Raw genomic sequence first — 24,473 nt, 5'->3', positions numbered from 1 at the left:
TACCCCAGCCCATGCCTGCGAAACACACCCCCATCAGCGCCGCCATTTGAACTAACCTTGAGCAGGATCAGCCGACCAAGGAGGCCTCATGCAGAACTATTACGATGGACTGGAAATTCGCCCCTCCGCCTTGCGAGAGCAGCAACAACTGGATCAACTAAATCACCTGCTCACCCATGTCAGCCAGTATTGCGCCGGTTACTCCAGCGCCTATCGCCAGCGTCGCCTGCAGGATCTGGGCGAGCTGACCACACTGCCCCTGCTCGACGCCGCCGAGCTGTTTGCCGCCCAGCAAGCCCATCCCCCCTTCGCCGGTCTCACCGGCCGCCCCGCCAGCCAGGCGCTGCGGGTCTTCGCCTGCCCGGGCCAGCTGGCCATTCCCGAATATGCCGGCGCCGACTGGTGGGGGGCGACGCGGGCCCTGTTTGCCGCCGGTTTCAAGGCGGGGGAGGTGCTGCTCAACGGCCACGACTACCACATCAGTCCCACCGCCTTCATCTTCGACAACGGTGCCCGCCAGCTGGGGGCACCCGTGGTACCTTGCGGCCCCCACGATACCCGGCGCCAGCTGGAGGCGCTGCAACGTTACCAGCCGACCGGCTTTGTCGGGCCGCTGGCGGCGCTGCTGGATCTGCTGGAGGCGGCGGAGCTGGCCGGGATCCCGAGCGACAGCCTGCATTGCGCCCTGCTGTGTGAAGCCTCTCACCCCGACACGGCACCGCTGCAGGCCGTTCACGGCATACGGGCGCTCAACTGTCTGCTGTTGCAGGATGTGGGGGTGATCGCCTACGAGAGCCAGCCCGGTCACGGCTTCATCGTCAACGAGAGCTGCATCATAGAGATCATCGATCTCGCCAGCGCCGAGCCCGTCATAGGCGACACAGTCGGCCAGCTGGTGGTGACCCGGCTCGATCTGGAGTATCCCCTGCTGCGCCTCGTCACCGAATGGCAGGGTCATTGGCTGGCGGGGGCCAGTTCGTGCGGGCGCACCAACCGGCGCCTCAAGCTGGTGTGACAATGCAAAACGGGCAGCCATCAGGCTGCCCGTTTTGTCTCTGGCGAGGAAACTATCTGAAAAGTGTCAGCGTCTCGCCTGCCAGGTGGCGATGGCGAGCAGGGAGTCTGGGGTGAATTCGGCGGCGCGGGCGGCGATCTCGGCCTGGCTCATCCAGTGCACCTCGCTCACCTCTTCGGCCTGCAAGCGCAGCGGCCCCTGATAATGACAGCTGTAGAGGCCACCCCAGACCCGGTAGCCTTCCCCCTCGGCATAAAAGGACCCTAAGTCCTGCAGGGGGACGCCCTGAATGCCCAGCTCCTCGGCCAGCTCGCGGCGGGCAGCGGGTTCCATCTGCTCGCCCGTGGTCACCACGCCGCCGGCGCAGGCATCCAGCATGCCGGGGCAGAAATCCTTGCTGAGGGTGCGACGCTGCACCAGGATGCGCTCCGCCTCGTCGAGTACCAGGATATAGCTTGCCCGGTGACAGAGGTTCTCCCGCCGCACCCTGGCCCGCTCGGCAACGCCGACCACCCGGTTATCCGCATCCACCACATCCACCCATTCCACGTGCAGGCCCTTTCGCTCATGTCGTTCAACTGCCCGCAGTATATCGGGGCAAGGGCTTGTCATGGCAGCACTTTTTCAACCCGTGCCAGCAGATTTTCCCATGCGGCGATGCCGAATTAAGGATTCATACAAACCTCCACCAACTGTCACATCAGTGTCATCCGGCGACGGCATAGTGTGCCCTGTCCAAACAACAGGTGTTTTGTGATGAAGGTGTTCAAGAACTTGTCTCCCCGCCAGATTGCCCGCCACATCAAGAGCTTCCATCACGGCAGCTTCATGGTGGAGGCGCTGGGGCGGTTCGAATTCAGCGGCGGAGAGATCAATCTGGAGAGCCTGACCTGCCGTCAGACCCTGAGTCTGGCCCGGCAGATCAATCTGGAGGTTCGCGGCCTGCGTCACGTCAGCCTGCTGTTGGGGTAACTTCCATAGTCCTTTCTGTTTGTAGTCTGCTTCCATACACGTCTTTGCCCGCCGCTCACCGAGCGTGCGGGCTATTTTTTATCGGACATTATCGCGCCGGGTCTGCACTCAATGCTGCAGGATCTGGGAGAGGAACAGCTTGGTGCGCTCCGACTGGGGATGGTCGAAGAACTGATCCGGCACGTTCTCCTCGATGATCTGGCCACGGTCCATGAAGATCACCCGATCCGCCACCTGCTTGGCAAACCCCATCTCGTGGGTGACGCAGAGCATTGTCATCCCCTCGTGGGCCAGCTCCACCATCACATCCAGCACCTCGCGCACCATTTCGGGATCCAGCGCCGAGGTCGGCTCGTCGAACAGCATGACCTGGGGGTTCATGCAGAGGCTGCGGGCAATGGCCACCCGCTGCTGCTGGCCGCCGGAGAGCTGCCCCGGGTACTTGAGGGCCTGCTCCGGGATCCTGACCCGGCGCAGGAAAGTCATGGCGATCTCCTCGGCTTCCCTGCGTGGCAGCTGCTTGACCCAGATGGGCGCCAGGCAACAGTTTTCCAGCACAGTCAGGTGGGGGAAGAGGTTGAAGTGCTGGAACACCATGCCCACCTCTTTGCGCACCATCTCTATGTTCTTGAGATCCGAGGTGAGCGCCGTGCCCTTGACCAGGATGTCACCGCTCTGGTGCTCCTCCAGCCGGTTGATGCAGCGGATCATGGTGGACTTGCCCGAACCGGAAGGGCCGCAGATGACTATCTTCTCCCCCTTGCCGACCTGTAGGTTGATGTTACGCAGCACGTGAAAGTCGCCGTACCATTTGTTGACGTCCTTGAGGGCAACCACAGGATCCATTGTCATTTTGAAGTCACTCCCGCTATGGGTGGTTGTTCCATCTGCAGCATAGGCAAGGCGTCATGCTGCGGGTGATTGGCGTCCTTGCGTGCCGCCAGGGTATCCGTTGTCATCTTGAAACCACTCCTAATGCTTGTGACCCGTATTGAGCTTGTGCTCCAGATAGATGGAGTAACGGGACATGCCGAAACAGAACATCCAGAAGATCATGGCGATAAACACATAAGCCTCGGTTGAAAAGCCCAGCCAGGCCGGATCCGCCAGCGCCACCTTGGAGATGGCGAGCAGATCGAACAGGCCTATGATCAGCACCAGACTGGTGTCCTTGAACAAGGAGATAAAGGTATTCACCAGGGAGGGAATGGTGATCTTGAGGGCCTGCGGCATGATGATGAGGCCCATCACCTTCCAGTAGGAGAGTCCCAGCGCCTCACCCGCCTCGTATTGCCCCTTGGGGATCGCCTGCAGCCCCCCTCGCACCACCTCGGCCACATAGGCAGCCTGGAACAAGATGATGCCGATGAGCGCCCTCAGCAGCTTGTCCAGTTCCACCTCGCTGGTCATGAACAGCGGCAGCATGACGGACGCCATGAAGAGCACGGTAATGAGCGGCACTGCGCGCCAGAACTCGATATAGACGGTGGAGAGACTGGCGATGACCGGCATGTGGGAGCGACGCCCCAGCGCCAGCAGGATCCCGAATGGCAGGGCGACCGCTATGCCCACCACCGCCAGCACCAGGGTCAGCATCAAGCCGCCCCAGCGGTTGGTTTCCACCACCTCGAGACCGGCCCCGCCGTGGATCAGCAGAAAGGCGATGACGGGAAACACCAGCAGGGTAAAGAGCGCCAGCCAGCCCTTGCGCGGGGTGCGTGGCCAGATCAGCAAGGCCAGCAGTACCGCCAGCCCGACGAAGGCCAGATTGATGCGCCAATACTGATCCCCGGGGTAGAAACCGTAGAGATACTGCCCCAGCCGGCTCTCGATGAAGATCCAGCAGGCACCGCCCTGCACGCAGTCGGCGCGGCTGCTCCCCTGCCAGCTGGCCGAGAACAGCGCCCAGTCCAACGCCGACCAGAGAGCCGGCAGCAACAGATAGGCCAGCACCAGGGTCAGCAGGCCGTTCCACCAGTTGGGGAACAGGTTCTGCCTGAGCCAGGCGAGGACGCCCCGGCGGCGGTTGGGCGGTGGCAGCGCTTCTTGCAACTCGTTCACGAACATGGCGACTCCCTAGCGCTCGACCAGCGTCATTCTGCGGTTGTAGATGTTCATCAGGACTGACGTCGAGATGCTGATGATGAGATAGACGCCCATGGTCATGGCGATCACCTCGATGGCCTGCCCTGTCTGGTTGAGGGTGGTGCCCATGAACACAGAGACCAGATCCGGATAGCCGATGGCGGTGGCCAGGGAGGAGTTCTTGGTGAGGTTCAGGTACTGACTGGTCAGCGGCGGAATGATGACCCGCATCGCCTGTGGAATGACCACCAGCCGCAGGGTCTTGCTGGCTGACAACCCCAGCGCGGACGCGGCCTCCGTCTGGCCCTTGCTGATGGCCAGGATGCCGGATCGCACTATCTCGGCGATGAAGGCCGCCGTGTAGATGGTCAGCGCCAGCAGCAGGGCCGCCAGTTCGGGCAGCACTGTCAATCCGCCCCGGAAGTTGAACCCCTGCAGGACAGGTATGCTCCAGGAGAGCGGACTCCCCGCCAGCAGGAAGGTAATGCAGGGCAGCAGGATCACCAGCCCAGCCGAGCAGCGCCATACCGGGAATATCTTGCCGATCAACTCCTGGCGCCGACGCGACCAGCGCCGCAGGCCCCAGCTCAGCAACAAGGCCAGCAGCAGGGCCCACAACACATAGCCGAAACCGTCCTCGAACAGGGGCTTGGGAAGATAAAGACCGCGCACATTGAGGAAGGCAAGCTCACCCAGCTCCACACTCTGGCGCGGCGATGGCAGGGTGCGCAGCACAGAGAAGTACCAGAAGAAGATCTGCAGCAGCAGCGGAATATTGCGAAAGGTTTCGATATAGACGGTGGCAATCTTGGCCACCAGCCAGTTGCTCGACAGGCGAGCGATCCCGAGCACGAAGCCGAGCAGGGTGGCAAACAGAATGCCGAGCATAGACACCAGCAGGGTATTGAGCAGACCGACCACGAAGGTGCGGCCGAAGGTATAGGTTTCGTCGTAGGGGATCAGGCTCTGCAGTATGCCGAACCCGGCCGTGTTGCCCAGAAAATCGAAGCCTGTGGTGATGCCACGGGTCGCCAGATTGGTCAGGGCATTGTTGATGATGTAGAACAGGAACGCCATAACGGCCGCTATGGTCAGGCACTGGAAGATCAGCGCCCGCACCTTGGCGTCATACCACCAGCGGCCCTGTTCCTTCCTGTGGTTTGATGCGTGCAGCGCCATGAGGATGACTCCGACAAAGCCAGGGCAAGGGGAAAATGGGGGGCCAGGCCCCCCGGGCGATCATCGACTCAGCGAATAGGGGGGGCGTACATCAGGCCGCCCTTGTTCCAGAGTGCGTTGATGCCGCGATCTATCTTGAGGGGCGAACCGCTCCCCACGTTGCGATCGAACGACTCGCCATAGTTGCCGACCTGCTTGACTATGTTGTAGGCCCACTTGTCATCCAGCCCCAGCACACTGCCCTTGGGCTCTTCCAGCCCCAGCAGACGGCGTATGTCCGGATTGGTGGATTTGAGCATCTCGTCCACATTGGCGCTGGTCACGCCAGCTTCCTCGGCATTGAGCATGGCGTAGAGACTCCAGCGCACCACCTTGAACCACTGATCATCCCCCTGCCGTACCGCCGGGCCCAGCGGCTCCTTGGAGATGACTTCAGGCAGCACCACGGCCTCATCCGGTTTGGTCAGCTTGATCTTGAGGGAGTAGAGCTGGGACTGATCCGAGGTCAGCACGTCGCAGCGACCCGCTTCGAACCCCTTGACGGTCTGATCCGAGGTATCGAACACCACAGGGGTATATTTCATGCCACCGTTGGCACGGAAATAATCCGCCAGGTTGAGCTCTGTCGTGGTACCGGACTGGATGCAGACCGCAGCACCATCCAGCTCCTTGGCGCTCTTGACCCCGAGGGACTTGTTGACCAGGAAGCCCTGGCCGTCGTAGTAGTTCACCCCGGCGAAGGTCAGGCCAAGCGAACCGTCCCGGGTCAAAGTCCAGGTGGTGTTGCGCGACAGCAGATCCACTTCCCCCGATTGCAAGGCGGTGAAGCGCTCCTTGGCGGTGAGAGAGACATATTTGACCTTGCCGGCATCCCCCAGCACGGCGGCGGCCACGGCGCGGCAGACGTCCACATCCAGACCCGTCCAGGTGCCCTTGGCATCCGGGTTGGAGAAACCGGGCAGCCCATCGCCGACCCCGCACTGCACGAACCCCTTCTTCTTGACCGCATCCAGGGTGCCGTCTGCCCAGGCATTCGCTGCCGCCAGCGACAGCACTATCACCATACCCGCCTTGTGTATCTGCTTCATGTCACTCTTCCCTGTGGTTTGATTCAAATTGGCACCCAAACCCTGCAAGATGCCACAGCTTTTCCTGCTTTTTCGCAGCTTATCCAGCCAGCCAAAAACCTGTCAATCGGTGCAACCAAGCCCGTTTCTGGTGTAGCAGCACAAAATGTTTGAATGGGTCGATATACACCTTATGAATAAAAAATAGACCCTTATCGACAAAATAGCATACTGAAATGACCCGCCCATACCGGGTGGATTATTTTTTAGGCAAAATGGGCCTGCACAAGCATGGGGCAGCGTATTGGTTGTTAACTATTTCATTAATATCGGGTTTTGATCGGGCTGCCCGCTCCTGGACAGCCCGATCCTGGCACTGGCATCACGGCCAGACCCCTTCATCGAAGCGCCCCTGACCGGTCGAACAAGGGGTGAAAACCTGAGGGGACAAGCGGATTCATTCGCCGCGCGGGCCATTCTCGATATCGGTGACGATGCCGTTGCGCACAGTGACGAAGCGCATGAACTCGTTCTTGCCGAAGTTGTAGGTCCAGCGCTCGCCATATTTGACCTGTACCAGATTGCCAAACTGGTTCTCCTCGTTGCGGCTGAGCTCCTCGCGCAGCATGGGCTCACCACACTTGAGCAGCATCTCGGCAGTACTGTCCCCTTCGGTGATGAGGGCATTCTTGCAACGCATCGCATCGGCGCTGGCCGGTATGCTCAGTAACAGCAGGGCCAGGACGGCCCCCAGATTCAGATGTCGCTTCATTGGCTATTCCATTTAAACAGGGCACTGCCCAGGGTGAGACAACAGAGGGTAAACAACAGGATCCAGCCCAGCGGCGCGGCCACCTCGGCCCAGCCGGCGCCCTCCAGCATGACGGCGCGGGCCGCCGTGATGATCTGGCTGAGTGGCAGCCAGGCCGCCAGCTGTTGCAGCCAGACCGGCGCCCCTTCCAGCGAGAACCAGACCCCGGAGAGGAACATCATGGGCATGCTGATGACGTTGAGCAGGCCGCTCGCCAGCTCCTCGTTCTGGATGCGGGCGGCGATGAGCAAGCCCAGCGACGCCATGGCCGCCCCGCCCGCCAGGGCGATCAGCAGCAGCAACCAGCCGGAGCCGAGCAGGGGCACGCCAAGCAGCCAGTACGCTACCAGAAACACCAGCAGGCTCACCACCAGGGTGATCACAATACGCGACAGCAACTGGGCGCAGAGAAACTCGGCGGCAGAGAGCGGCGTGGCCCTCAGCCGCTTGAGCACACCGTTCTTGCGATAGCGGACTATGACGAAGCCGACGCCGAACAGGCCGGAAAACATCAGGTTCATGCCGATCACCCCGGGCAGCAGCCAGTCCCCGTAGCGGATCGCCTGCCCGCTCAGGGTCTCCTTCACCAGCGGCCGGGAGATCGCCTGGCGCAACAGGTATTCGGCCATGGCGCCCTGACCGGCGTCCGGGTTGACCCAGTAACGGTCCGATCCGGGCGAGAGCAGCAGATCCAGCTGATGATGGCGCACCTTGAGCTGGCCCTTGCGCTCGTCGTCATAGGGGATGAGCTTGAGCAGCGGAATGGCCTTCAGGGGGGCATAGGTCACGGGCAGTTCACCTACCACGCCCATCTGCACCAGCGGCTTGGGCGGGCCGGAGAAGATGAGGGAGAAACCTACCACCAGCAGCAGCGGGAAGGCCAGGTTCCACACCAGGGCCGCCCTGTCGCGCACAAACTCCAGATTGCGGGCATAAAAGAGCGCACCGACCCGCTTGATGGCCCCCTTCATGTTCCGCTCCTCGGCCACCGCAAGGCACGCGGATAGCAGCGCGCCTCGACACGGCACGTCATGACTGCGTTCATGCGCCACTCCTCAGGCTATGGCCGGTCAGGTGCAAGAAGAGATCTTCCAGGTTGGGGGAGCGCACCTGCATGCCGGTCAGCGGCACCCCCAGGTTCAGCAGTTGCGGCAACAGGAGCGCCACATCTGGGCAAGTCAGCTCAACCTGATCACCGTGAGGCAAGAGCGGATAGCCCAGGCTGGCGAGGACCGGATGATCCGGCAGACGCACCAGCACGCCATCGAAGTGGCGGGCCAGCAGGGCGGCCGGGGTATCCAGGCTGAGCAGATGGCCGTGATCGACGATGGCGATGCGATCGCACAGCTGCTGCGCCTCGTCCATGTAGTGGGTGGTGAGCACCACCGTCTTGCCCTGGGCCTTGATCGCCTCGATGCGCTGCCAGAAGTGGTGGCGCGCTTGGGGATCCAGCCCAGTGGTAGGCTCATCCAGAAACAGCAGCTCGGGGTCGCCGAGCAGGGCCAGTGCCAGCAGCAGGCGCTGACGCTGGCCGCCGGAGAGCTTGCGGCTGTCTCTGTCGATGAACTCGCCAAGGGCGCACAGTTCGATGAGCTGCGCCTGAGGCAAGGGATTGGGATAGAGGCTGGCAAACAGGCGCAGGGTATCGCGCACCGTCAGAAAATCCTGCAGCGCCGTGTGCTGAAACTGTATGCCGATGCGGGAGCGGTAATCGGGGCCGCGCGGGGCGCCGTGAAACAGGATCTGGCCGCGGTCCGGGGTCAGGATCCCCTCCAGCAGCTCTATGGTAGTGGTCTTGCCTGCCCCGTTCGGGCCGAGCAGGCCGAAACAGCAACCGGCGGGAATGGCGAAGCTGAGCCCGTCCACCGCCTTGACGCCGGGAAAGTGCTTGATGAGGTCAATGACTTCTATGATGGCAGCCATGCGTGTTTTCCAGAGTGACCGGGAACGCCAAGCCCTGACTATATCCAAATCCCCCGCAAAGGCACATTGTCTATCGACGAGGGCCCGCCAGACGGGGGCGCCTCAAACAGAAACGGCGACCCTGAGGTCGCCGTTTGCATCAAGCCAGCCGGATCACAGAATGTCCAGCAGCTCCACTTCGAATACCAGCGCTGAGTAGGGCGGGATGGAACCGGCACCACGGGCACCATAGGCCAGATCCTGCGGAATGTAGAGCTTCCACTTGGAACCAACCGGCATCAGTTGCAGCGCTTCAACCCAACCGGCGATGACGCCAGTCACCGGGAATTCGGCCGGCTCGCCACGGGCGACCGAGCTGTCGAACACGCCACCGTGGGTGAAGGTACCGTGGTAGTGCACGCGCACGGACTGACCGGCCACCGGCACGGCGCCATTGCCTTCTACCATGACTTCGTATTGCAGACCGGAATCGGTCACCTTGATGTCGGCGCGCTTGGCGTTGTCGGCCAGGAAGGTTTCGCCATCGGCGGCGGCAGCCTTGGCAACGGCTTCCTGCTCTTCCTGCATGCGAGCTGTGATCACCTGGAAGGCATCATTGATATCGTCACGGCTGACCGCGAACTCCAGACCATTCAGGGCATCTGCCAGACCTTGTTGCAGGGCCGGGATATCCAGACCGGCGAAGGCTTGCTGCGCCAGCTGATCACCCATGTTGCGGCCGATGCCATAGCTGGCCTTCTGTTCGATAGAGTCGTATTGGGACATTGAGATGTTGCTCCAGATCCAAGTAATAAAGAGGCGGGATGATATCAGACTTTTTGGCGAGGTGCTGCCGGCGGCGACCCTGATTTCCCCGCCCGTGGGAGGAACTTCACACAAGAAGAGCAGGATCGCCGCCCATCGGCGGCGATCCTGTCAGGCACAATGGCGCGCTGAACCTCTGGACTCAAACCTCAATTGCTGTGGCATCAGCGCGATCCAGCAAAGCCCGCACCGCCGCCACCTTGGCGCCGTCGGTGATATTGACGCGACCATCGTCCGAGGTACCCATGTTGACCCCGTATGGAGAGACACCATGCCGCCGCACCGCTTCCCTTGCTCAGGAACGATCCAGCAGAGCCCGCACCGCGGCTACCTTGGCACCATCGGTGATATTGACCCGGCCATCATCAGAGGTGCCCATGTTAACGCCATGGGGCACCATGCCGCCACGCCAGCCCATACCGGACATGTGCACCTCGCTCACCCCGGTGAACTCCAGTATGGTGCGCACGTTGTCGGCATTGACTCCGGCACCTGGCATCAGGCTGGCACGGCCCGCCAGCGCCTGCTGCATGGCCTGCAGTGTCTCCAGCCCCGCCAGCGCGGTCGGCGCATGACCCGAGCTCAGGATGCGCTCGCAGCCGGCCGCGACTATGGTCTCCAGATCCAGCCGCCAGTCGGAGGAGAGGTCAATGGCGCGATGGAAGGTGACGCCGAGCGGCCCGGCCGCGTCCACCAGCTGGCGCAGCGGGTCGGCGGGCACCCGCCCCTCTTGATCCAGCAGGCCGATCACCACCCCCTGCAACCCGGCGGCGCGGGCGGCGGCGATATCCAGCAGCATAAGTTCAAACTCGGCGGCGCTGAAGCAAAAATCCCCGGCGCGGGGGCGGATCATGGCGTAGACGGGGACGCTGGCGTGGCGCGCTGCCAGCTGCATGAAGCCATAAGAGGGGGTCAGGCCACCCAGCCCCAGCGCAGAGCAGAGCTCGATGCGATCCGCGCCGGCTTGCTGGGCGGTGAACAGGGATTCCAGGTTGTCGATACAAATTTCAAGACGGGTCATGATGACTCCTTTATTGGAGAGATCAGACAGCACATCTGATCTCATAAATTGAGCAAGGCCGCGCCGCGCACCCCGCCGGCGCCACCGAAGCGGGCCTGGCGGATCTCGGGCAGGGCGACACCGGGCAGCAGATGGCCGGGCAGGCGCAGCGGCAGCTGTTGGTACAGGGCAGGCAGGCCGCTCAGGCCGCCCCCCAGCACCACCACCTCGGGATCAACCACGGAGATGGCGGTCGCGAGCCCCGCGGCCATGATCTCGAGCCAGCAGTCGACCGTGGCCACCGCATGGGGCTCATGGGCCTCGAAGCGTCCCACTATCTGGTGACCGCTGGCACGCTGGCCATGAAAATGGTGATAGAGCCGCTCCAGCCCGGTGCCGGATGCATAGGTTTCAAAACAGACCAGGCGACCGCAGCCACAACGGGGACGAGGCAGGTCGGGATACTTCATCAGCATGGTGGCCGGCAGCGGATAGTGACCTATCTCCCCCGCCAGCCAGTTGCGGCCCTGGATCAGCTTGCCCGCCAGATAGACGGCGCCGCCGATGCCGGTGCCAATGGTGACCCCCAGCGCGCTGTCGGCCCCGGCTGCCGCGCCCTGGTGCACTTCCGACCAGAGGAAGCAGTTGGCATCGTTGTCCACCTTGACCGGGCGACCCAGCAGTTCGGCCAGATCGGCGCCCAGATGGCGGCCATTGATGGAGGGCAGGTTCGCCGCCACTATGCTGTGATCGTGCCGATTGAGGATGCCGGGAAAGCCGATGCCCACAGCGCCTCTCGCGCCGAAACGGGCGTCCGCCTGCTCGACCCGGTCACGGATGAGCTGCTGCAGCCCCTCGTAATCGTTGCCGGGCGTGCTCATGCGCTCCTCATGGCAGAGGTTCAAGGCGCCGTCATACACGGCGAACGCTATCTTGGTGCCACCAATATCAAAGCCGTAATACATGCCCACACTCCCTTGTCGGTGAGTCACCTCACCTCAGCCTGTCCAGAGCAGCACATTGTATTAATTCGCAAAAAAAATAAAGTGACCGGGGGCGAAAAATGGGAGAGAGATCAAAGCAAACGGAACATTTGCCGTTGCAGGCAAGCCTGGCCAAGGCTCATCAGGGTGCGCTCCTGGCCGTCGAAGACGAAGCCGCGCCTCAGGTAAAACCCCTCGCCGATCCGGTTGCCATCGAGCAGCCACAATCTGACGCTGTCGCAGCCGGCGCGCCGCATCTGCATGGCCACCGCCTGCCACAGCCGCTTGCCATGGCCTTGGCGCCAGTGATCGGGATGCAGGTAAAAGGCGCGGATCAGGGCGTTCGGCTCTGTGCCATCCAGCACGAGCTGCCAGTAGAGCAGGCCTATGACCACCTCGTCCTGGCAGAGCAGCATGGGCCTGGGGCCGGATTCGGCGAGCCGGCTCTGCCAGATCTGCAGGTGCTCGGTCACCGAAAGCTGGGCCAGCATGTCGGCACCGAGCACCTCGCCATAGGCCGCGAGCCAGCTGGCCCGCTGCATCACCGTCATGGCAGGCGCGTCATCGGGCCGCGCCATGCGCAGGCTTACGCCTTGCATTGGGGTACCAGACCGGAGGCGCGGGCCTGTTCGTAGAGCGGCATAGCTTCAGCTTGCTGGGCCTGCAGCTCGGCGATCCGGGTCTCGTTACTGGGGTGGGTGGAGAGCAGTTGCGGCGGCGCCTTGCCACCGGCGGCGGCACTCATGTTCTGCCACAGGGGAACGGCCTCGGCGGGATTGAAGCCGGCGCGGGCCATCAGATCCAGACCGAGGCGGTCCGCCTCGCTCTCCTGCTCGCGGCCATAGGGCAGCATGACCCCCACCTCGACCCCGAGCCCCAGCGCCGCCATGGTGGCGCCGCGATACTCGCTGCTGCCCATGGCGATGTCGGCCGCCGCCAGACCGAGACCGGTCAGCTGGCTGCGAGAGAGCCGTTCATTGGAGTGCTGGGCCAGCACGTGGGTCAGCTCGTGGCCTATGACGGTGGCGAGCTGATCCTGATTCTTGGCAACCTTGAGCAGACCGCTGTAGACCCCGATCTTGCCGCCGGGCAGGGCGAAGGCGTTGACCTGCTTGGAGTCAAACACCACCACTTCCCAGCTGGTGATGCCGTACTGGCTCGGCACCTGGGCGGTCACCGCCTTGGCGACACAGGAGACATAGGCATTGATCCTGGCATCCTTGCTCACCTTCTCCTGCTTCTTCATCTGCTCGAAGGAGTCGGCCCCCAGCTGGCTCATCTGCTGGGGCGAGAACAGCAGCATCTGGCTGCGGCCGGTAGGAGACTGGGCACAGCTGGCCAGCAGGGTGGAACAGAGTGCCGCCAGGCCGAGCTTGAACAGGGGAGATGTCATGGAGGTGTCCTTCACCATAAAGATGCCCTATTTTCGGAAATGCGGGCGTCCGGCGCAAGTCGACAGATCACGCTGTTCGGCGAAAGCGGTCACATGTCGTCATTGTAGATCCACTCAAAAAGAAAACGGGCCCCGCGGGGCCCGTGTTGCAGAGGAAACCGGCTTACATTATGCCCAGTTTCTTCAGGTCGGCTTCGACCACCTTGGCCGGTACAGGTACGTAGCCATCTTTGGCGACTATGTTCTGGCCCGCCTTGGAGAGCACCATCTTCAGGAACTCTTGCTCCATCGGGGAGAGCGGCTTGTTCGGGTGCTTGTTCACGTAAACGTACAGGAAGCGCGACAGCGGGTACTTGCCGGTGATGGCGTTGTCGGCGCTCGCTTCGATGAAGGTCTTGCCATCCTTGGAGAGCGGTACGGCGCGCACACCCGAGGTGACGTAGCCGATGCCCGAGTAGCCGATGCCGTTCAGGGAGGAGGAGACGGACTGCACCACGGAGGCAGAACCCGGCTGCTCGTTCACGCCGCTCTTGAAGTCACCGTTGCACAGGGCGTGTTCCTTGAAGTAACCGTAGGTACCGGAGACGGAGTTGCGACCGAACAGCTGCAGATCCTTGGAGGACCAGTTGCCATCCAGACCCAGATCGGCCCACTTGGTGGCGGCCTTGGCTTCGCCGCACTTGAGGGTGCTGGAGAAGATGGCATCCAGTTGCGGCATGGTCAGCCCCTTGATGGGGTTGTCCTTGTTGACGAACACGGCCAGGGCATCGACCGCGACGCGGATGGCGGTCGGCTTGTAGCCGTAGCGCTTCTCGAACGCCTCTTCCTCGCCGGACTTCATGGCGCGGCTCATAGGGCCAAACTGGGCGACACCTTCGGTCAGTGCGGTCGGGGCGGTAGAGGAGCCGGCGGCCTGGATCTGCACGTTGACGTTGGGGTACATGCGCTTAAATTCTTCGGCCCACAGGGTCATCATGTTGGCCAGGGTGTCCGAGCCGACAGAGGACAGGTTGCCCGAGATGCCGCTGGTCGGAGTGTAATCCGGCAGGTTTTTATCCACACCGGCAGCCAGGGTGCTGACGGAAAACAGGGTAGCTGCGGTGAATCCGATTACACCAGCCAGTTTGTTGAGTTTCATCCAATCTCTCCAAGGTTGCAGAACGCAGTCCATCAAAACACGGGTTAACTTGGCGCACCGTCGGTCACGCCGAGCGATTCGCTGAGTGTCATTTCATGCCCTCTTCCCCACGTCCAGCGGTGACAGAAGGCAAGCGTCAATCTGAGGCCGAAAGTTGTAGCATCCCGAGCATAGCGATCGGCTGGTCGCATTTCGTACTCTGCCTGCGCCAAGTCGGCGACAGGTCCGTTCTCAAGACGGCGCCAGTATCTGACCTGGCAGTGACAAATTTATGGATTTAATGTGACACTTTAATGACATGGCGAAGCTTTTGAGCAAATGAAAAGAGGGCCGCTGTCGCCGCCCTCTCTGCACTGCTAACCCATTGCTGAAAAAGACTATTTCAACACCACCATGCGGGCCGGAATGAGGAAGCTGAAGCGGCTGCCGAGGCCGACCCGGCTCTCGATATCGAGCTGGGCGTCGTGATGGCTCAAGGCGTGCTTGACGATGGCGAGCCCCAGCCCGGAGCCACCCGTATGGCGCGAGCGGGCCCTGTCCACCCGATAGAAGCGCTCGGTGAGCCGCGCCAGATGCTCGGGCGGGATCCCCTCCCCCTCGTCCTGTACCACAAACAACGCCATGGCCCCCTGCTTGCGCCACTCCACGCTGATCTTGCGCTCCGCCGGGGTGTAGTGAATGGCGTTGTAGACCAGGTTGGAGACGGCGCTGCGCAGTTGATCCTGATCCCCGCGCACGAACAGATTGGGTTGCACGCTGAATTCGATCTGGTGCGCCCGCTCCCCCGACAGCGCCCGCGCCTCCTGCTCCAGCAACCCCAGCATGGCGGGCATGTCCACCAGGTGGGAGAGATCCACCGAGGGAGCCGCCTCGATGCGCGACAGGGTGAGCAGCTGATTGACCAGATTGTCCATGCGGATGGTCTGCTCCATCATCACCCTGTGCGCCTTGGCCCACAGGGCGGGGGGCGGCGGCTCTTCGGTCATCTCCAGATAGCCCTTGAGCACGGTGAGCGGCGTGCGCAGTTCGTGAGAGACGTTGGAGACGAAGTGCTTGCGGGTCTTCTCCAGGCTGCGCAGCCGGGTCACGTCCCGCACCACCAGCATGGCCTGATCCTCGGCGTAGGGCATGATGCGAAACTCGAGAAACTTCTCCTCGTTGATGGGCGAGGTCATCTCGAACGGTTCGTCATACTGCCCCTTGTTCAGATAAGCCCCGAAGGCGGGATTGCGAATGAGGTTGCCTATGTGCTGACCGGCGTCTTCCGGCCAGCGAAAACCGAGCAGCTGCTCCGCCAGCCGGTTGCACCAGAGGATGCTGCCGTCGGTGCGAAACACCACGGCGGCATCGGGCAGGGCCTCTGCCCCTTCCCGAAAGCGGCGGATGAGGCCCGCCAGCTCGCGGCGCCGGGCACGGTGGCGCTGCTGCAACTTGTAGATGCCGTTGAAGATGTACTCCCAGCTGCCGCTGCCGTTGGGGGGCACCAGGCTGCGATCGTGCCACAGCCAGTCCGACAGCCGCTTCTGGAAGCGATAGTGCCAGCCCAGATGCAGCACGGTCGCCACCAACAGGCAAAGAGTGAGGGTATTCGTCAACCAACCGACCAAGACGAAGGGCGTATAAAAAAACGCCATCCGCCACAACTGTCGCCGCCAGGCGTAAGGTTGCAACATAACGTCCTCTACAGACGGGTTGAGAAGCGATAGCCTGCGCCGCGCACCGTCTGAATCAATCGATCGTGACCCGTCTCTTCAATGGCCTTGCGCAAGCGACGAATATGCACATCCACGGTTCTGTCCTCGACGTACACATTGGTACCCCAGACATTGTTGAGCAGCTGCTCGCGGCTGTAGACCCGCTCTGGGTGGGTCATGAAGAAATGCAGCAGCTTGAACTCGGTCGGCCCCATGTCCAGCGCCTTGTCTTCGGCGCTGACTCTGTGGGAAACCGGATCCAGCTTGAGCCCCTGTACCTCGATCACCTCGTCCACCGAGGTGGGGGAGACGCGGCGCATCACGGCGTGCAGGCGGGCGGTCAGCTCCTTGGGGGAGAAAGGCTTGGTGATGTAGTCATCGGCACCCGCCTCCAGACCACGCACCTTGTCCTCCTCCTCGCCGCGGGCGGTCAGCATCACCACCGGGATCTGGCGGGTCACCTCATCCTGCTTGAGTTGCTTGATGAACTGGATGCCACTGCCACCGGGCATCATCCAGTCCAGCACGATGAGTTCGGGGTAAGGCTCGCGCACCTTCGCCAGTCCATCGGCGTAATCTTCAGCTTCAACCGTCTCATATCCCTTTTGCTCGAGCACGAAGCAGAGCATTTCGCGGATCGGTGCTTCGTCCTCGACCACCAGAATTCGCTTAGCCATATCCCTTCTCTCTCCTGTGTGAAGATGGGTGCGCCAATTATTAGAACTTTCTGTGACAATTTTATGACTTTATGACAGGCGGGATGATAAACGTTTTCAGATTCAGTTGGCAGCAGCGAGTTGCAGCAGGTCCCAGCGGTTGCCACTGATGTCCTCGAACACCACCACCATGCCGTAGGGCTCGCTACGTGGCTGTTCACAAAAATGAACACCGTACGCCTGCATGCGCTGGTAATCCCCCCAGAAGTCGTCGGTCTCGAGGAACAAAAAGACCCGGCCGCCCCCCTGCTGACCGATGGCGGCCTGCTGCTCCGGCGTGGCGGCCCGCGCCAGCAAGAGCGCTGAACCTGGCGCGCCGGCAGGCGCCACCCGCACCCAGCGCTTGCCCGGTTTGCCCGGCTCGTCGAGGGGCGTGTCTTCCAGCAGCGCAAAACCCAACCCCTGGGTGAAGAAGGTGATGGCCTCGTCATAGTCGGCCACCAGCAGGGCCAAGGCGCCTATGTGTTGTGACATGGAAATACTCCTCAACAGATGGATGAAGGGGGCTCACGCCCCGGCTGGCGCGCATCATAGCGGCTGGAAGACCTGGGTTCCAGCCGCTATGTCCCGCTCGCAGAGCGGGTGCTTCGGCGCGGGCCTGGCCTGCGAGCTAGGCCACCTCGACCCGGTTGCGACCCCGTTTCTTGGCCTGGTAGAGCGCCTCGTCGGCCCGCTTGAGGGCCTGCTCCAGCGGATCCCCGCGCCGCTCCGCCACCCCGAACGAGGCCGTGATGGGCAGCGCCAGCGGCCAGTGCGGATAGGCCACCAGGGCGACTCGCAGCCGCTCTGCCAGCCCCTCTGCGCGGGCCTGCTCGTAGTGCAGGCAGACCAGCACGAACTCCTCCCCGCCCCAGCGAACCAGCCGGCACAGGCTATCGCAGTGGCGCAGCACCTCGCTCACCATGTGCTTGAGCACCTCGTCCCCCACCGGATGACCGTGGCCGTCGTTGACGCGCTTGAAGTGGTCTATGTCGATGTAGATGAAAGAGAGCGGCATCTCGCCGAGTTCGGCCAGCAGCTTGTTGCCGCCGAGCCGGTTGAGGGCGCCGGTCAGGGGATCGTACCTGGCCTCCTCCTCGGTGCGCCGGGTCTTTTCGCTCAAACTCTGGCTGAGCGCCTCCGCAGCCAGCCTGGCCGTACGAGCCTTGCGCAATCGATCCCGCATCAGCAGGTGTTGCACCAGAAACAGCAGCAGGCAATAGCCCAACCAGCTCAACAGCAGGGGACGATAGAAGGAGCCTGGCTGCACCCAGCGACCATGAAACTCCATCTGTTCCAGCACCAGCCGGTAGTGGCCGGGCTGCATGCCGATGCCGGAGGCCAGCTCGACGGCATAGACATGCCTCAGATCAGGCCCCTGTTGCGCCAGCGGTATCTTGTACTGCTGCACCCACCAGGTGGCCGGGGTAAACACTTTGAGCGGCACATCCTGCACCCGGCCGTAATCATCGGGGCGGAAGATCACCTCGTTGAACTTGTGGGACGACGCATCCCCGGCCCTGGAATAGGCGGGGTGATAGTTGCGCAGGTAGAGCCGCCAGATCTGGGGCCCCTCCCCCTCGACCCTGAGCCGGATGCGCACCCAGTCGAAGCGGGAGAGATCGATCCCCCGCTCTGGCTCGGTCAGGGTCAGCACCAGCTCGCAGAACGGAAAGGCATACCCGGCGCGCAGCTGGCAATCGATGGCGGGTTTCTCCGCCACCGCATCGTGGTGCGCCGAGCCGCCCCCGGCCGACAGCAGTGTGGTAACCGACTGGCCGCCGTGGACCCTGTCATCCTGCGCCGTGACGGACAGGCGGGCATTGCTCACCATGTCCAGCCGCCGATCGGGCCCGAATTCAAACAGCAGGATCGCCAGCAGGCTCAATCCCAGCAATACCCAGAACAGCACATTGGCCAGACGAGAATAGGAAGGGGTCATATAGGCTCCGCCCGACTAGGGGCTCTGACTCTATATCAGGGGATCCGGCGCGCCAGGATCCCTGGTTATTACACGCGCCGACACCGGCGCCATAGGGTATTTTCTCAGCCGGATACCGGCGGACAGGGCCGGACTCGCCCCGGGATCAGGCGCGCCACCCGGGCGCGGCCGTCCTGCGCCAACCGGGAGGTGCCAGGTCGGCCCCCCGGAGAAACGCGCGCTTGCCAATCAGATGTGAACACAGGATAGAGCACTCCATGCCATGGAAAAATAACGAGAAATAAATAAAAAGGGCCCTGATGGGCCCATCTTACACAAGGGAAATGGTGAGCAACAACACCCTCATGGTCCCTCGCGCAGCGTCCGGTAGAGGGTGGTGCGGCTGATGCCGAGCTGGCGCGCCGCCTCGCTCACGTTGCCCCCGCAATCCGCCAGGGTCTGCTGCACCCGCAGCCGGTTCTGCTGGCGCAAGGTGTGGGTACTCGCCTGCGACGAGGGCGCGGCCGATGCGGCGGGCAGATGCAGGTGGGCGGATTCAATCCAGCCCTGTCCCTCCGCCAGCACGCAGGCCACCTCCAGCGCCTGCTTGAGCTGGCGCACGTTGCCGGGCAGCGGGTGAGCCAGCAGTTGCTGCTCAGCATCACCCGTCAGGCGCAGCGCCGAGTCCATCTCCGCCAGCAGCCGCTGGATCAATCCCAGGCGCTCGCCCCGTGGCCATGCCCGCAGCGGTGTCAGCGACTGGCGCCAGCCGCAGATCCGGTAATAAAGATCCTCGCGAAACGTGCCGGCCTGCACCATGGCCGCCAGATCCCGGTGGCTGGCGCTGACCAGCCAGAAGTCCACCGGCTCGGGTCTGTGGCTGCCGACCGGGGTCACGCTGCGCTCCTGCAACACCCGCAGCAGCCGGGTCTGGGCCAGCAGCGGCAACTCGCCGATTTCATCCAACATCAGGATGCCGCCGTGGGCGGCGCGCAGATAACCCTGACTGCCCTGGCTGCGGGCACCGCTGAAGGCCCCGCCCACGTAGCCAAACAGCTCGGCCTCCACCAGATCTGCCGGCAGGGCGCCGCAGTTGACGCACACCAGGGGCCTCTCCTGCCGACTCGACTGGCGGTGCAGGACCCGCACCAGGTGCTCCTTGCCGCTGCCTGTCTCCCCCTCGATGAGCAGCGAGATGCCGCGCTCCAGCATCTTGAGCGGCACCTGTGCCGACCCTGGTTGCTCGATTTGCCGGGGCGCCGCAACCGGCTCGGGCACCAGCCGCAGGCCACGGCGCTCACGCAGCAACTGCCGGCCATCGAAGGGGTGCTGGCCGAGCCAGAGCCGTCCGGCCCGGTTGGCACCGAGCAGCTCGCCCGCCTCCCCCAGCAGCAGACGGGCGGACCAGAGACTCTGGGGATCGAGATCCACCAGCCAGCCCGGCTGGCGCGCCAGCAGCGCGTTTTCCAGCGTCATGGCCAGCAGCCGCACAGTGCCCAGCATGTCGCCGTCGTGGTGGGCCGCGTCGGTGGAGATGTCGAGTACCCCGAGCAATTGCCCGTCGGGCCCGAGCAGGGGGCTGGCGCTGCAACTGAGGAAGCTGTGCTGGGCGAAGAAGTGATCGGACCCCAGCACCTGCACCTCGCTCTGCTCGGCCAGCGCTGTGCCGATGGCGTTGGTGCCCTTGCTCGCCTCCCCCCAGCGGGCGCCGCTGCGCAAAAAGATGCGCTCGGCGTGGCGGGCGAAGCCGTCGTCACCGCTGGCGGCCAGTATGGCCCCCTCGCCGTCACACAGCAGCAGGCGACAGGGCCTGCCCGCCAGCAACTGGGCAAATAGCGGCAGCACGAAGCGCTGGAAGCAGGCGATCAGCGTCCTGTGCTGCTCCTGGCGGGCCGACAGCTCCCCCTGGGGCAGCAGATCCAGCTCGGCGCTCTGCTGGCGATGCAGGCCCTGATGCAGGCAGCGCTGCCAGGAACGCTGGATCGGACTGGGGCTGAGACTGGATTGAGGTAACTCGCTCATCATGCCTCCTGTTCACAAACGGCACGCATGGGGCCGGCAAATGTGGGTAACTCGCTCATCACGCCTCCTGTTCACAAACGGCACGACTGTCACGGCCACTGTCCAAAAACAGCACAGCGTCATCGTCACGGCCGGGGTCATTGGTTAATCAAGATACGCTGCCGCACCCCGTTTGGTAACGTTTTTGTAACCTTTTGCCCGCTGGTCAGACCCTTTGGCATGGCCCTTGCGATACCCCCTGCGTACCACCCCGGCCAGCCAGCCAGCGCGTGCAGCCGGGCAGGACCTTCACACACATAAGGATGATGAGATGATTTATACCGCTCCCGGTCAGGCAGGTGCCCTGGTCAGCTTCAAGTCCCGTTACGACAACTTCATCGGTGGCGACTGGGTGGCGCCGCGCGCCGGCCGCTATTTCGAGAACATCTCGCCGGTGGACGGCAAGGTGTTCTGCGAGGTGGCCCGATCCGATGCCGCCGACATAGAGCTGGCGCTGGATGCCGCCCACAAGGCGTTTACCAGCTGGAGCAAGACCAGCGTCACCGAGCGCAGCAACCTGCTGCTGCGCATCGCCGATCGCATCGAGCAGAACATCGAAGTGCTCGCCATCGCCGAGACCTGGGAGAACGGTAAGGCGGTGCGCGAGACCCTGGCCGCCGACCTGCCGCTGGTGGTGGATCACTTCCGTTACTTCGCCGGCTGCATCCGTGCCCAGGAGGGCTCGGCCGCCGAGCTGGATCAGCACACAGTCAGCTACCACTTCAAGGAGCCCATCGGCGTGGTCGGCCAGATCATCCCGTGGAACTTCCCGCTGCTGATGGCGGCCTGGAAGCTGGCCCCCGTGCTGGCGGCAGGCTGTTGCAGCGTGCTCAAGCCCGCCGAACAGACCCCAGTCACCATCATGCTGATGATGGATCTCATCAAGGACATACTGCCCCCCGGCGTGGTCAACGTGGTCAACGGCTTCGGCGCCGAGGCGGGTCAGGCGCTGGCCACCAGCGACAGGATCCAGAAGCTGGCGTTTACCGGTTCGACTGAAGTCGGCGCCCATATACTGCGCTGCGCCGCCGACAAGCTGATCCCCTCCACCGTGGAGCTGGGCGGCAAGTCCCCCAACATCTACTTCGCCGACGTGATGCAGCATGAGAGCCAGTACATCGACAAGGCGGTGGAAGGCATGCTGATGACCTTCTTCAACCAGGGCGAGGTGTGCACCTGCCCCTCCCGCGCGCTGGTACACGAGAAGATCTACGACGACTTCATGGACCGGGTGCTGGCCCGCGCCCGCACCATAGTGCAGGGCAACCCCCTCGACACCGCCACCCAGGTGGGAGCGCAGGCGTCCCGCGAGCAGTTCGACAAGATCCTGAGCTACATGGAGATAGGCCGTGGCGAGGGGGCCAAGATGCTGATCGGCGGCGGTCCGGCCAGGGTGAATGGGCTGGAGGGGGGCTTCTACATCCAGCCCACCATATTCCACGGCCAGAACAAGATGCGGGTGTTCCAGGAGGAGATCTTCGGGCCGGCGCTCGGGGTCACCACCTTCAAGGACGAGGCGGATGCTCTGGCCATTGCCAACGACACCCAGTACGGGCTGGGGGCGGGCCTGTGGACCCGCGACAGCAACCTGGCCTGGCGCATGGGGCGCGGCATCCAGGCCGGCCGGGTCTGGGTCAACTGCTACCACGCCTACCCGGCCCACGCGGCCTTTGGCGGCTACAAGAAGTCAGGCATAGGCCGCGAGACCCACAAGATGATGCTGGACCACTACCAGAACACCAAGAACCTGCTGGTGAGCCACGACATTAATCCCCTCGGCTTCTTCTAAGCCCATCCTGTCATCAACAAGGGCGCCTGCGGGCGCCCTTTTCATTGCTTAGAGTGGTCGCAGCTAGAGCGCCGCCTGCCCGGCACCGATACCCAATTGCTGGCGATAGCGCTGGGGGGAGCAGCCCAGTTCACGATTGAACATGGCGATAAAGGCCGAGGTGGAGCCGTAACCGAGCCGCCAGCCAATCTCCTGCACCGGCAACTCCCCCTTGAGCCAGGCCAGCGCCTTGAGCAGCTTGAGCCGGGCCCGCCACTGGCCGAAGTTCATCCCCAATTCCCGCACGCAGCGCCGGGCCAGGGTGCGCTCCGTGCTGTGCAACTGTTCGGCCCACTGGGCCAGGGTGCGCGGATCGGCGGGATCGCTGTGCAGCGCCGCCAGCATGGGGGCCAACAGCTTGTCCTGGCTCATGGGCAGGTAGCTGTCCTGGCAGCGGGTGCGGGTCAGCTTCTCCACCAGCAGCTCGGCCTGGCGCACGTCCCACTCATCCTGCATGTGGCCCAGCTTGCGCTCGCAAAAATCCGCCAGCATGGCCCGGATGAGCGGCGTTATCTGCAGCAGGCAGGGCTCTGCCGGCAATCTGGCCGCCAGGGCGTGATTGACATAGATGGAGGTGTAGTCGAGGGCCTGCTGGTTATAGGAGGCGTGCTCCAGGTTCGCGGGCACCCAGATGAGGTAGTCCGCCGGCGCCACCAGCCGGTGATCCTCCAGCACTATCTCCAACACCCCCAGGCTTATCATGCTGAGCTGGCCCCAGGGGTGGCTGTGGGACGCACAGGCGCTCTCGGCCTGGATCTGCTGATAGCGCAGATAGAGGGGATTGGGCTCGGGCAGATGCAGATCCGTCGGATGGTAGTGACGTATGGCCATAACGGGCGGATTGTCCTTTGCACGGGATAATTTGTCATTTTTACGTTACTTGATAACAGAAAGACAAGGGTAGACTGGCCATCTCGATAATAAGGAGCCTTTGATGCGTATCTTCTTCCCGCTTATGTTCCCTCTGATGGCCGTGCTGATCTGGGCCACCAATACAGTGGTGTCCAAGGCCGCCGCCGATGTGCTGGATCCCGCCGCCATCTCCTTTTACCGCTGGGTGATCGCCGCCCTGGCGCTGACCCCCTTCTGCCTGCCGCAGCTGTGGCGCCGCCGTGGCGAAATTCGCCCCTGGCTCGGCAAGCTGCTGGTGCTGGCGGCCCTTGGCATGGTGCTCTACCAGTGCCTCGCCTATTACGCCGCCCACACCACCTCGGCCACCAACATGGGGGTCATAGGCTCACTCATCCCGTTGCTGACCCTGCTGCAGAGCGCGCTCTTCTTCGGCCAGCGGCCGGGCAAGCAGGCCCTGCTCGGCATGAGCATCTCGCTGTTCGGGGTGCTCTGGCTGCTGAGCCAGGGCCAGCCGCTGGCCCTGCTGCACAACGGCATCAATCAGGGGGACGGGCTCATGCTGCTCGGCTCCGCCAGCTACGCCCTCTATGGCCTGCTGATCCGCCGCTGGCAACTGCCGTTCGGCCCCTGGCTCAACCTCTACATGCAGATCCTGCTGGCTGTGCTGCTGCTGATCCCGGTCGCCCTCAGCGCAGATTCCCTGGCGGTCCCCGCCGAGGGCTGGGGCCTGGTGCTGTTTGCCGGCATAGCCTCTTCCCTGCTGGCGGCCTATTGCTGGATGCGCGGCCTCGCCTGCATGGGGGCGGAACGTACCTCCGTGTTCATGAACCTGATGCCGCTGTGCACGGCGCTGATCGCCGTCATCACCCTGGGGGAGCCCATTCACGGCCATCACCTGCTCGGCGGCGGCCTGATCCTGAGCGGCGTCATGCTCTCCCAGTTCAAACCCAGGGTACGCCCCGCCCTCGCCGGGGAGGCATAAAGCGGCACGGTAAAGTGTGTGCAACACAAGACAAGAAGGGAGCCCAGGCTCCCTTCTTGTTTGCATCTTA

Annotated in this window: 24 protein-coding genes; 4 read left to right on the top strand and 20 right to left on the bottom strand. The window is 63.1% G+C overall.

All coding sequences use genetic code 11. The features are described from left to right. Positions 1–88 precede the first annotated feature (88 nt). Entirely contained in the window at positions 89–1,015 is a 927-nt protein-coding gene (locus AACW87_RS05675; RefSeq protein ID WP_043134591.1) for a phenylacetate--CoA ligase family protein, read from the top strand. A 66-nt stretch (positions 1,016–1,081) separates the two neighbouring features. Here AACW87_RS05675 and yfcD read toward each other — a convergent pair whose 3' ends face one another. Next, entirely contained in the window at positions 1,082–1,564 is a 483-nt protein-coding gene (yfcD, locus tag AACW87_RS05670; protein WP_043134589.1) for an NUDIX hydrolase YfcD, read from the bottom strand. A gap of 207 nt (positions 1,565–1,771) precedes the next feature. On the opposite strand from yfcD, the gene AACW87_RS05665 reads away from it, so the two are divergent. Further along, positions 1,772–1,987 (top strand): DUF1107 domain-containing protein, encoded by a 216-nt coding sequence (locus AACW87_RS05665; protein ID WP_042867285.1) that lies wholly within the window; start codon positions 1,772–1,774, stop codon positions 1,985–1,987. 108 nt (positions 1,988–2,095) lie between these two features. Here AACW87_RS05665 and AACW87_RS05660 read toward each other — a convergent pair whose 3' ends face one another. The 18 genes from AACW87_RS05660 to AACW87_RS05575 all read right to left on the bottom strand — a co-directional run bounded on the left by AACW87_RS05660 (position 2,096) and on the right by AACW87_RS05575 (position 20,702). After that, the gene (locus AACW87_RS05660) at positions 2,096–2,839 is read right to left on the bottom strand and encodes an amino acid ABC transporter ATP-binding protein (RefSeq protein WP_043134587.1); all 744 of its coding nucleotides are present in this window, start codon (positions 2,837–2,839) and stop codon (positions 2,096–2,098) included. Between the two features lie 120 nt (positions 2,840–2,959). Continuing rightward, on the bottom strand, positions 2,960–4,054 hold the full coding sequence (locus tag AACW87_RS05655) for an amino acid ABC transporter permease (protein WP_043134586.1): 1,095 nt from the start codon (positions 4,052–4,054) through the stop codon (positions 2,960–2,962). A 9-nt stretch (positions 4,055–4,063) separates the two neighbouring features. After that, entirely contained in the window at positions 4,064–5,251 is a 1,188-nt protein-coding gene (locus AACW87_RS05650) for an amino acid ABC transporter permease (protein ID WP_052159019.1), read from the bottom strand. A 68-nt stretch (positions 5,252–5,319) separates the two neighbouring features. Further along, entirely contained in the window at positions 5,320–6,339 is a 1,020-nt protein-coding gene (locus AACW87_RS05645; protein ID WP_043134584.1) for an amino acid ABC transporter substrate-binding protein, read from the bottom strand. A gap of 436 nt (positions 6,340–6,775) precedes the next feature. Next, a complete protein-coding gene (locus AACW87_RS05640) occupies positions 6,776–7,090 on the bottom strand; it encodes a DUF2845 domain-containing protein (RefSeq protein ID WP_043134583.1) in 315 nt (104 codons plus the stop codon). Beyond that, positions 7,087–8,100 carry an ABC transporter permease gene (locus AACW87_RS05635; protein WP_241324429.1) on the bottom strand — a complete coding sequence of 338 codons (1,014 nt, stop codon included), beginning with the start codon at positions 8,098–8,100 and terminating at the stop codon, positions 7,087–7,089. The genes AACW87_RS05640 and AACW87_RS05635 overlap by 4 nt, the downstream gene beginning before the upstream one ends. Before the next feature lie 70 nt (positions 8,101–8,170). Next, a complete protein-coding gene (locus tag AACW87_RS05630) occupies positions 8,171–9,052 on the bottom strand; it encodes an ABC transporter ATP-binding protein (RefSeq protein WP_103471354.1) in 882 nt (293 codons plus the stop codon). A 153-nt stretch (positions 9,053–9,205) separates the two neighbouring features. Next, on the bottom strand, positions 9,206–9,817 hold the full coding sequence (locus AACW87_RS05625) for an FKBP-type peptidyl-prolyl cis-trans isomerase (RefSeq protein ID WP_277606736.1): 612 nt from the start codon (positions 9,815–9,817) through the stop codon (positions 9,206–9,208). 334 nt (positions 9,818–10,151) lie between these two features. Continuing rightward, positions 10,152–10,877: a copper homeostasis protein CutC gene (locus tag AACW87_RS05620; protein WP_241324428.1), complete on the bottom strand. Its 726-nt coding sequence runs from the start codon at positions 10,875–10,877 to the stop codon at positions 10,152–10,154. 41 nt (positions 10,878–10,918) lie between these two features. Further along, positions 10,919–11,821 (bottom strand): ROK family protein, encoded by a 903-nt coding sequence (locus AACW87_RS05615; protein ID WP_042867273.1) that lies wholly within the window; start codon positions 11,819–11,821, stop codon positions 10,919–10,921. Between the two features lie 110 nt (positions 11,822–11,931). Further along, entirely contained in the window at positions 11,932–12,438 is a 507-nt protein-coding gene (locus AACW87_RS05610) for a GNAT family N-acetyltransferase (protein ID WP_241324427.1), read from the bottom strand. After that, positions 12,426–13,232: a M48 family metallopeptidase gene (locus AACW87_RS05605; protein ID WP_103471359.1), complete on the bottom strand. Its 807-nt coding sequence runs from the start codon at positions 13,230–13,232 to the stop codon at positions 12,426–12,428. The genes AACW87_RS05610 and AACW87_RS05605 overlap by 13 nt, the downstream gene beginning before the upstream one ends. A gap of 163 nt (positions 13,233–13,395) precedes the next feature. Next, positions 13,396–14,370, bottom strand: coding sequence for a PstS family phosphate ABC transporter substrate-binding protein (locus AACW87_RS05600; protein ID WP_017408555.1), 975 nt, complete (start codon positions 14,368–14,370; stop codon positions 13,396–13,398). A gap of 377 nt (positions 14,371–14,747) precedes the next feature. Further along, entirely contained in the window at positions 14,748–16,043 is a 1,296-nt protein-coding gene (gene phoR / locus AACW87_RS05595) for a phosphate regulon sensor histidine kinase PhoR (protein WP_043554831.1), read from the bottom strand. A gap of 8 nt (positions 16,044–16,051) precedes the next feature. After that, positions 16,052–16,741: a phosphate regulon transcriptional regulator PhoB gene (gene phoB / locus AACW87_RS05590; RefSeq protein WP_043134568.1), complete on the bottom strand. Its 690-nt coding sequence runs from the start codon at positions 16,739–16,741 to the stop codon at positions 16,052–16,054. Positions 16,742–16,843: 102 nt separating this feature from the next. Beyond that, positions 16,844–17,254 (bottom strand): VOC family protein, encoded by a 411-nt coding sequence (locus AACW87_RS05585; RefSeq protein WP_043134567.1) that lies wholly within the window; start codon positions 17,252–17,254, stop codon positions 16,844–16,846. A gap of 136 nt (positions 17,255–17,390) precedes the next feature. Further along, positions 17,391–18,701, bottom strand: a complete 1,311-nt coding sequence (locus AACW87_RS05580) for a GGDEF domain-containing protein (protein WP_241324426.1) — start codon at positions 18,699–18,701, stop codon at positions 17,391–17,393. Between the two features lie 342 nt (positions 18,702–19,043). Next, positions 19,044–20,702 carry a sigma-54-dependent Fis family transcriptional regulator gene (locus AACW87_RS05575; RefSeq protein ID WP_241324425.1) on the bottom strand — a complete coding sequence of 553 codons (1,659 nt, stop codon included), beginning with the start codon at positions 20,700–20,702 and terminating at the stop codon, positions 19,044–19,046. Between the two features lie 310 nt (positions 20,703–21,012). On the opposite strand from AACW87_RS05575, the gene exaC reads away from it, so the two are divergent. After that, on the top strand, positions 21,013–22,530 hold the full coding sequence (gene exaC / locus AACW87_RS05570) for an acetaldehyde dehydrogenase ExaC (protein ID WP_241324424.1): 1,518 nt from the start codon (positions 21,013–21,015) through the stop codon (positions 22,528–22,530). A gap of 63 nt (positions 22,531–22,593) precedes the next feature. Here the strand turns inward: exaC and AACW87_RS05565 are convergent, their stop codons facing one another. Next, positions 22,594–23,400, bottom strand: coding sequence for an AraC family transcriptional regulator (locus AACW87_RS05565; RefSeq protein WP_241279241.1), 807 nt, complete (start codon positions 23,398–23,400; stop codon positions 22,594–22,596). A 103-nt stretch (positions 23,401–23,503) separates the two neighbouring features. On the opposite strand from AACW87_RS05565, the gene AACW87_RS05560 reads away from it, so the two are divergent. Continuing rightward, positions 23,504–24,403: a DMT family transporter gene (locus tag AACW87_RS05560; RefSeq protein WP_043134561.1), complete on the top strand. Its 900-nt coding sequence runs from the start codon at positions 23,504–23,506 to the stop codon at positions 24,401–24,403. Positions 24,404–24,473: the final 70 nt, after the last annotated feature.

It is taken from the genome of Aeromonas sp. MR7, from assembly GCF_963899385.1.
Taxonomy (GTDB): Bacteria; Pseudomonadota; Gammaproteobacteria; order Enterobacterales; family Aeromonadaceae; genus Aeromonas; species Aeromonas bestiarum.
Note: the sequence above shows the minus strand (reverse complement) of the source record. Positions and strands in the feature narration are given on the sequence as shown.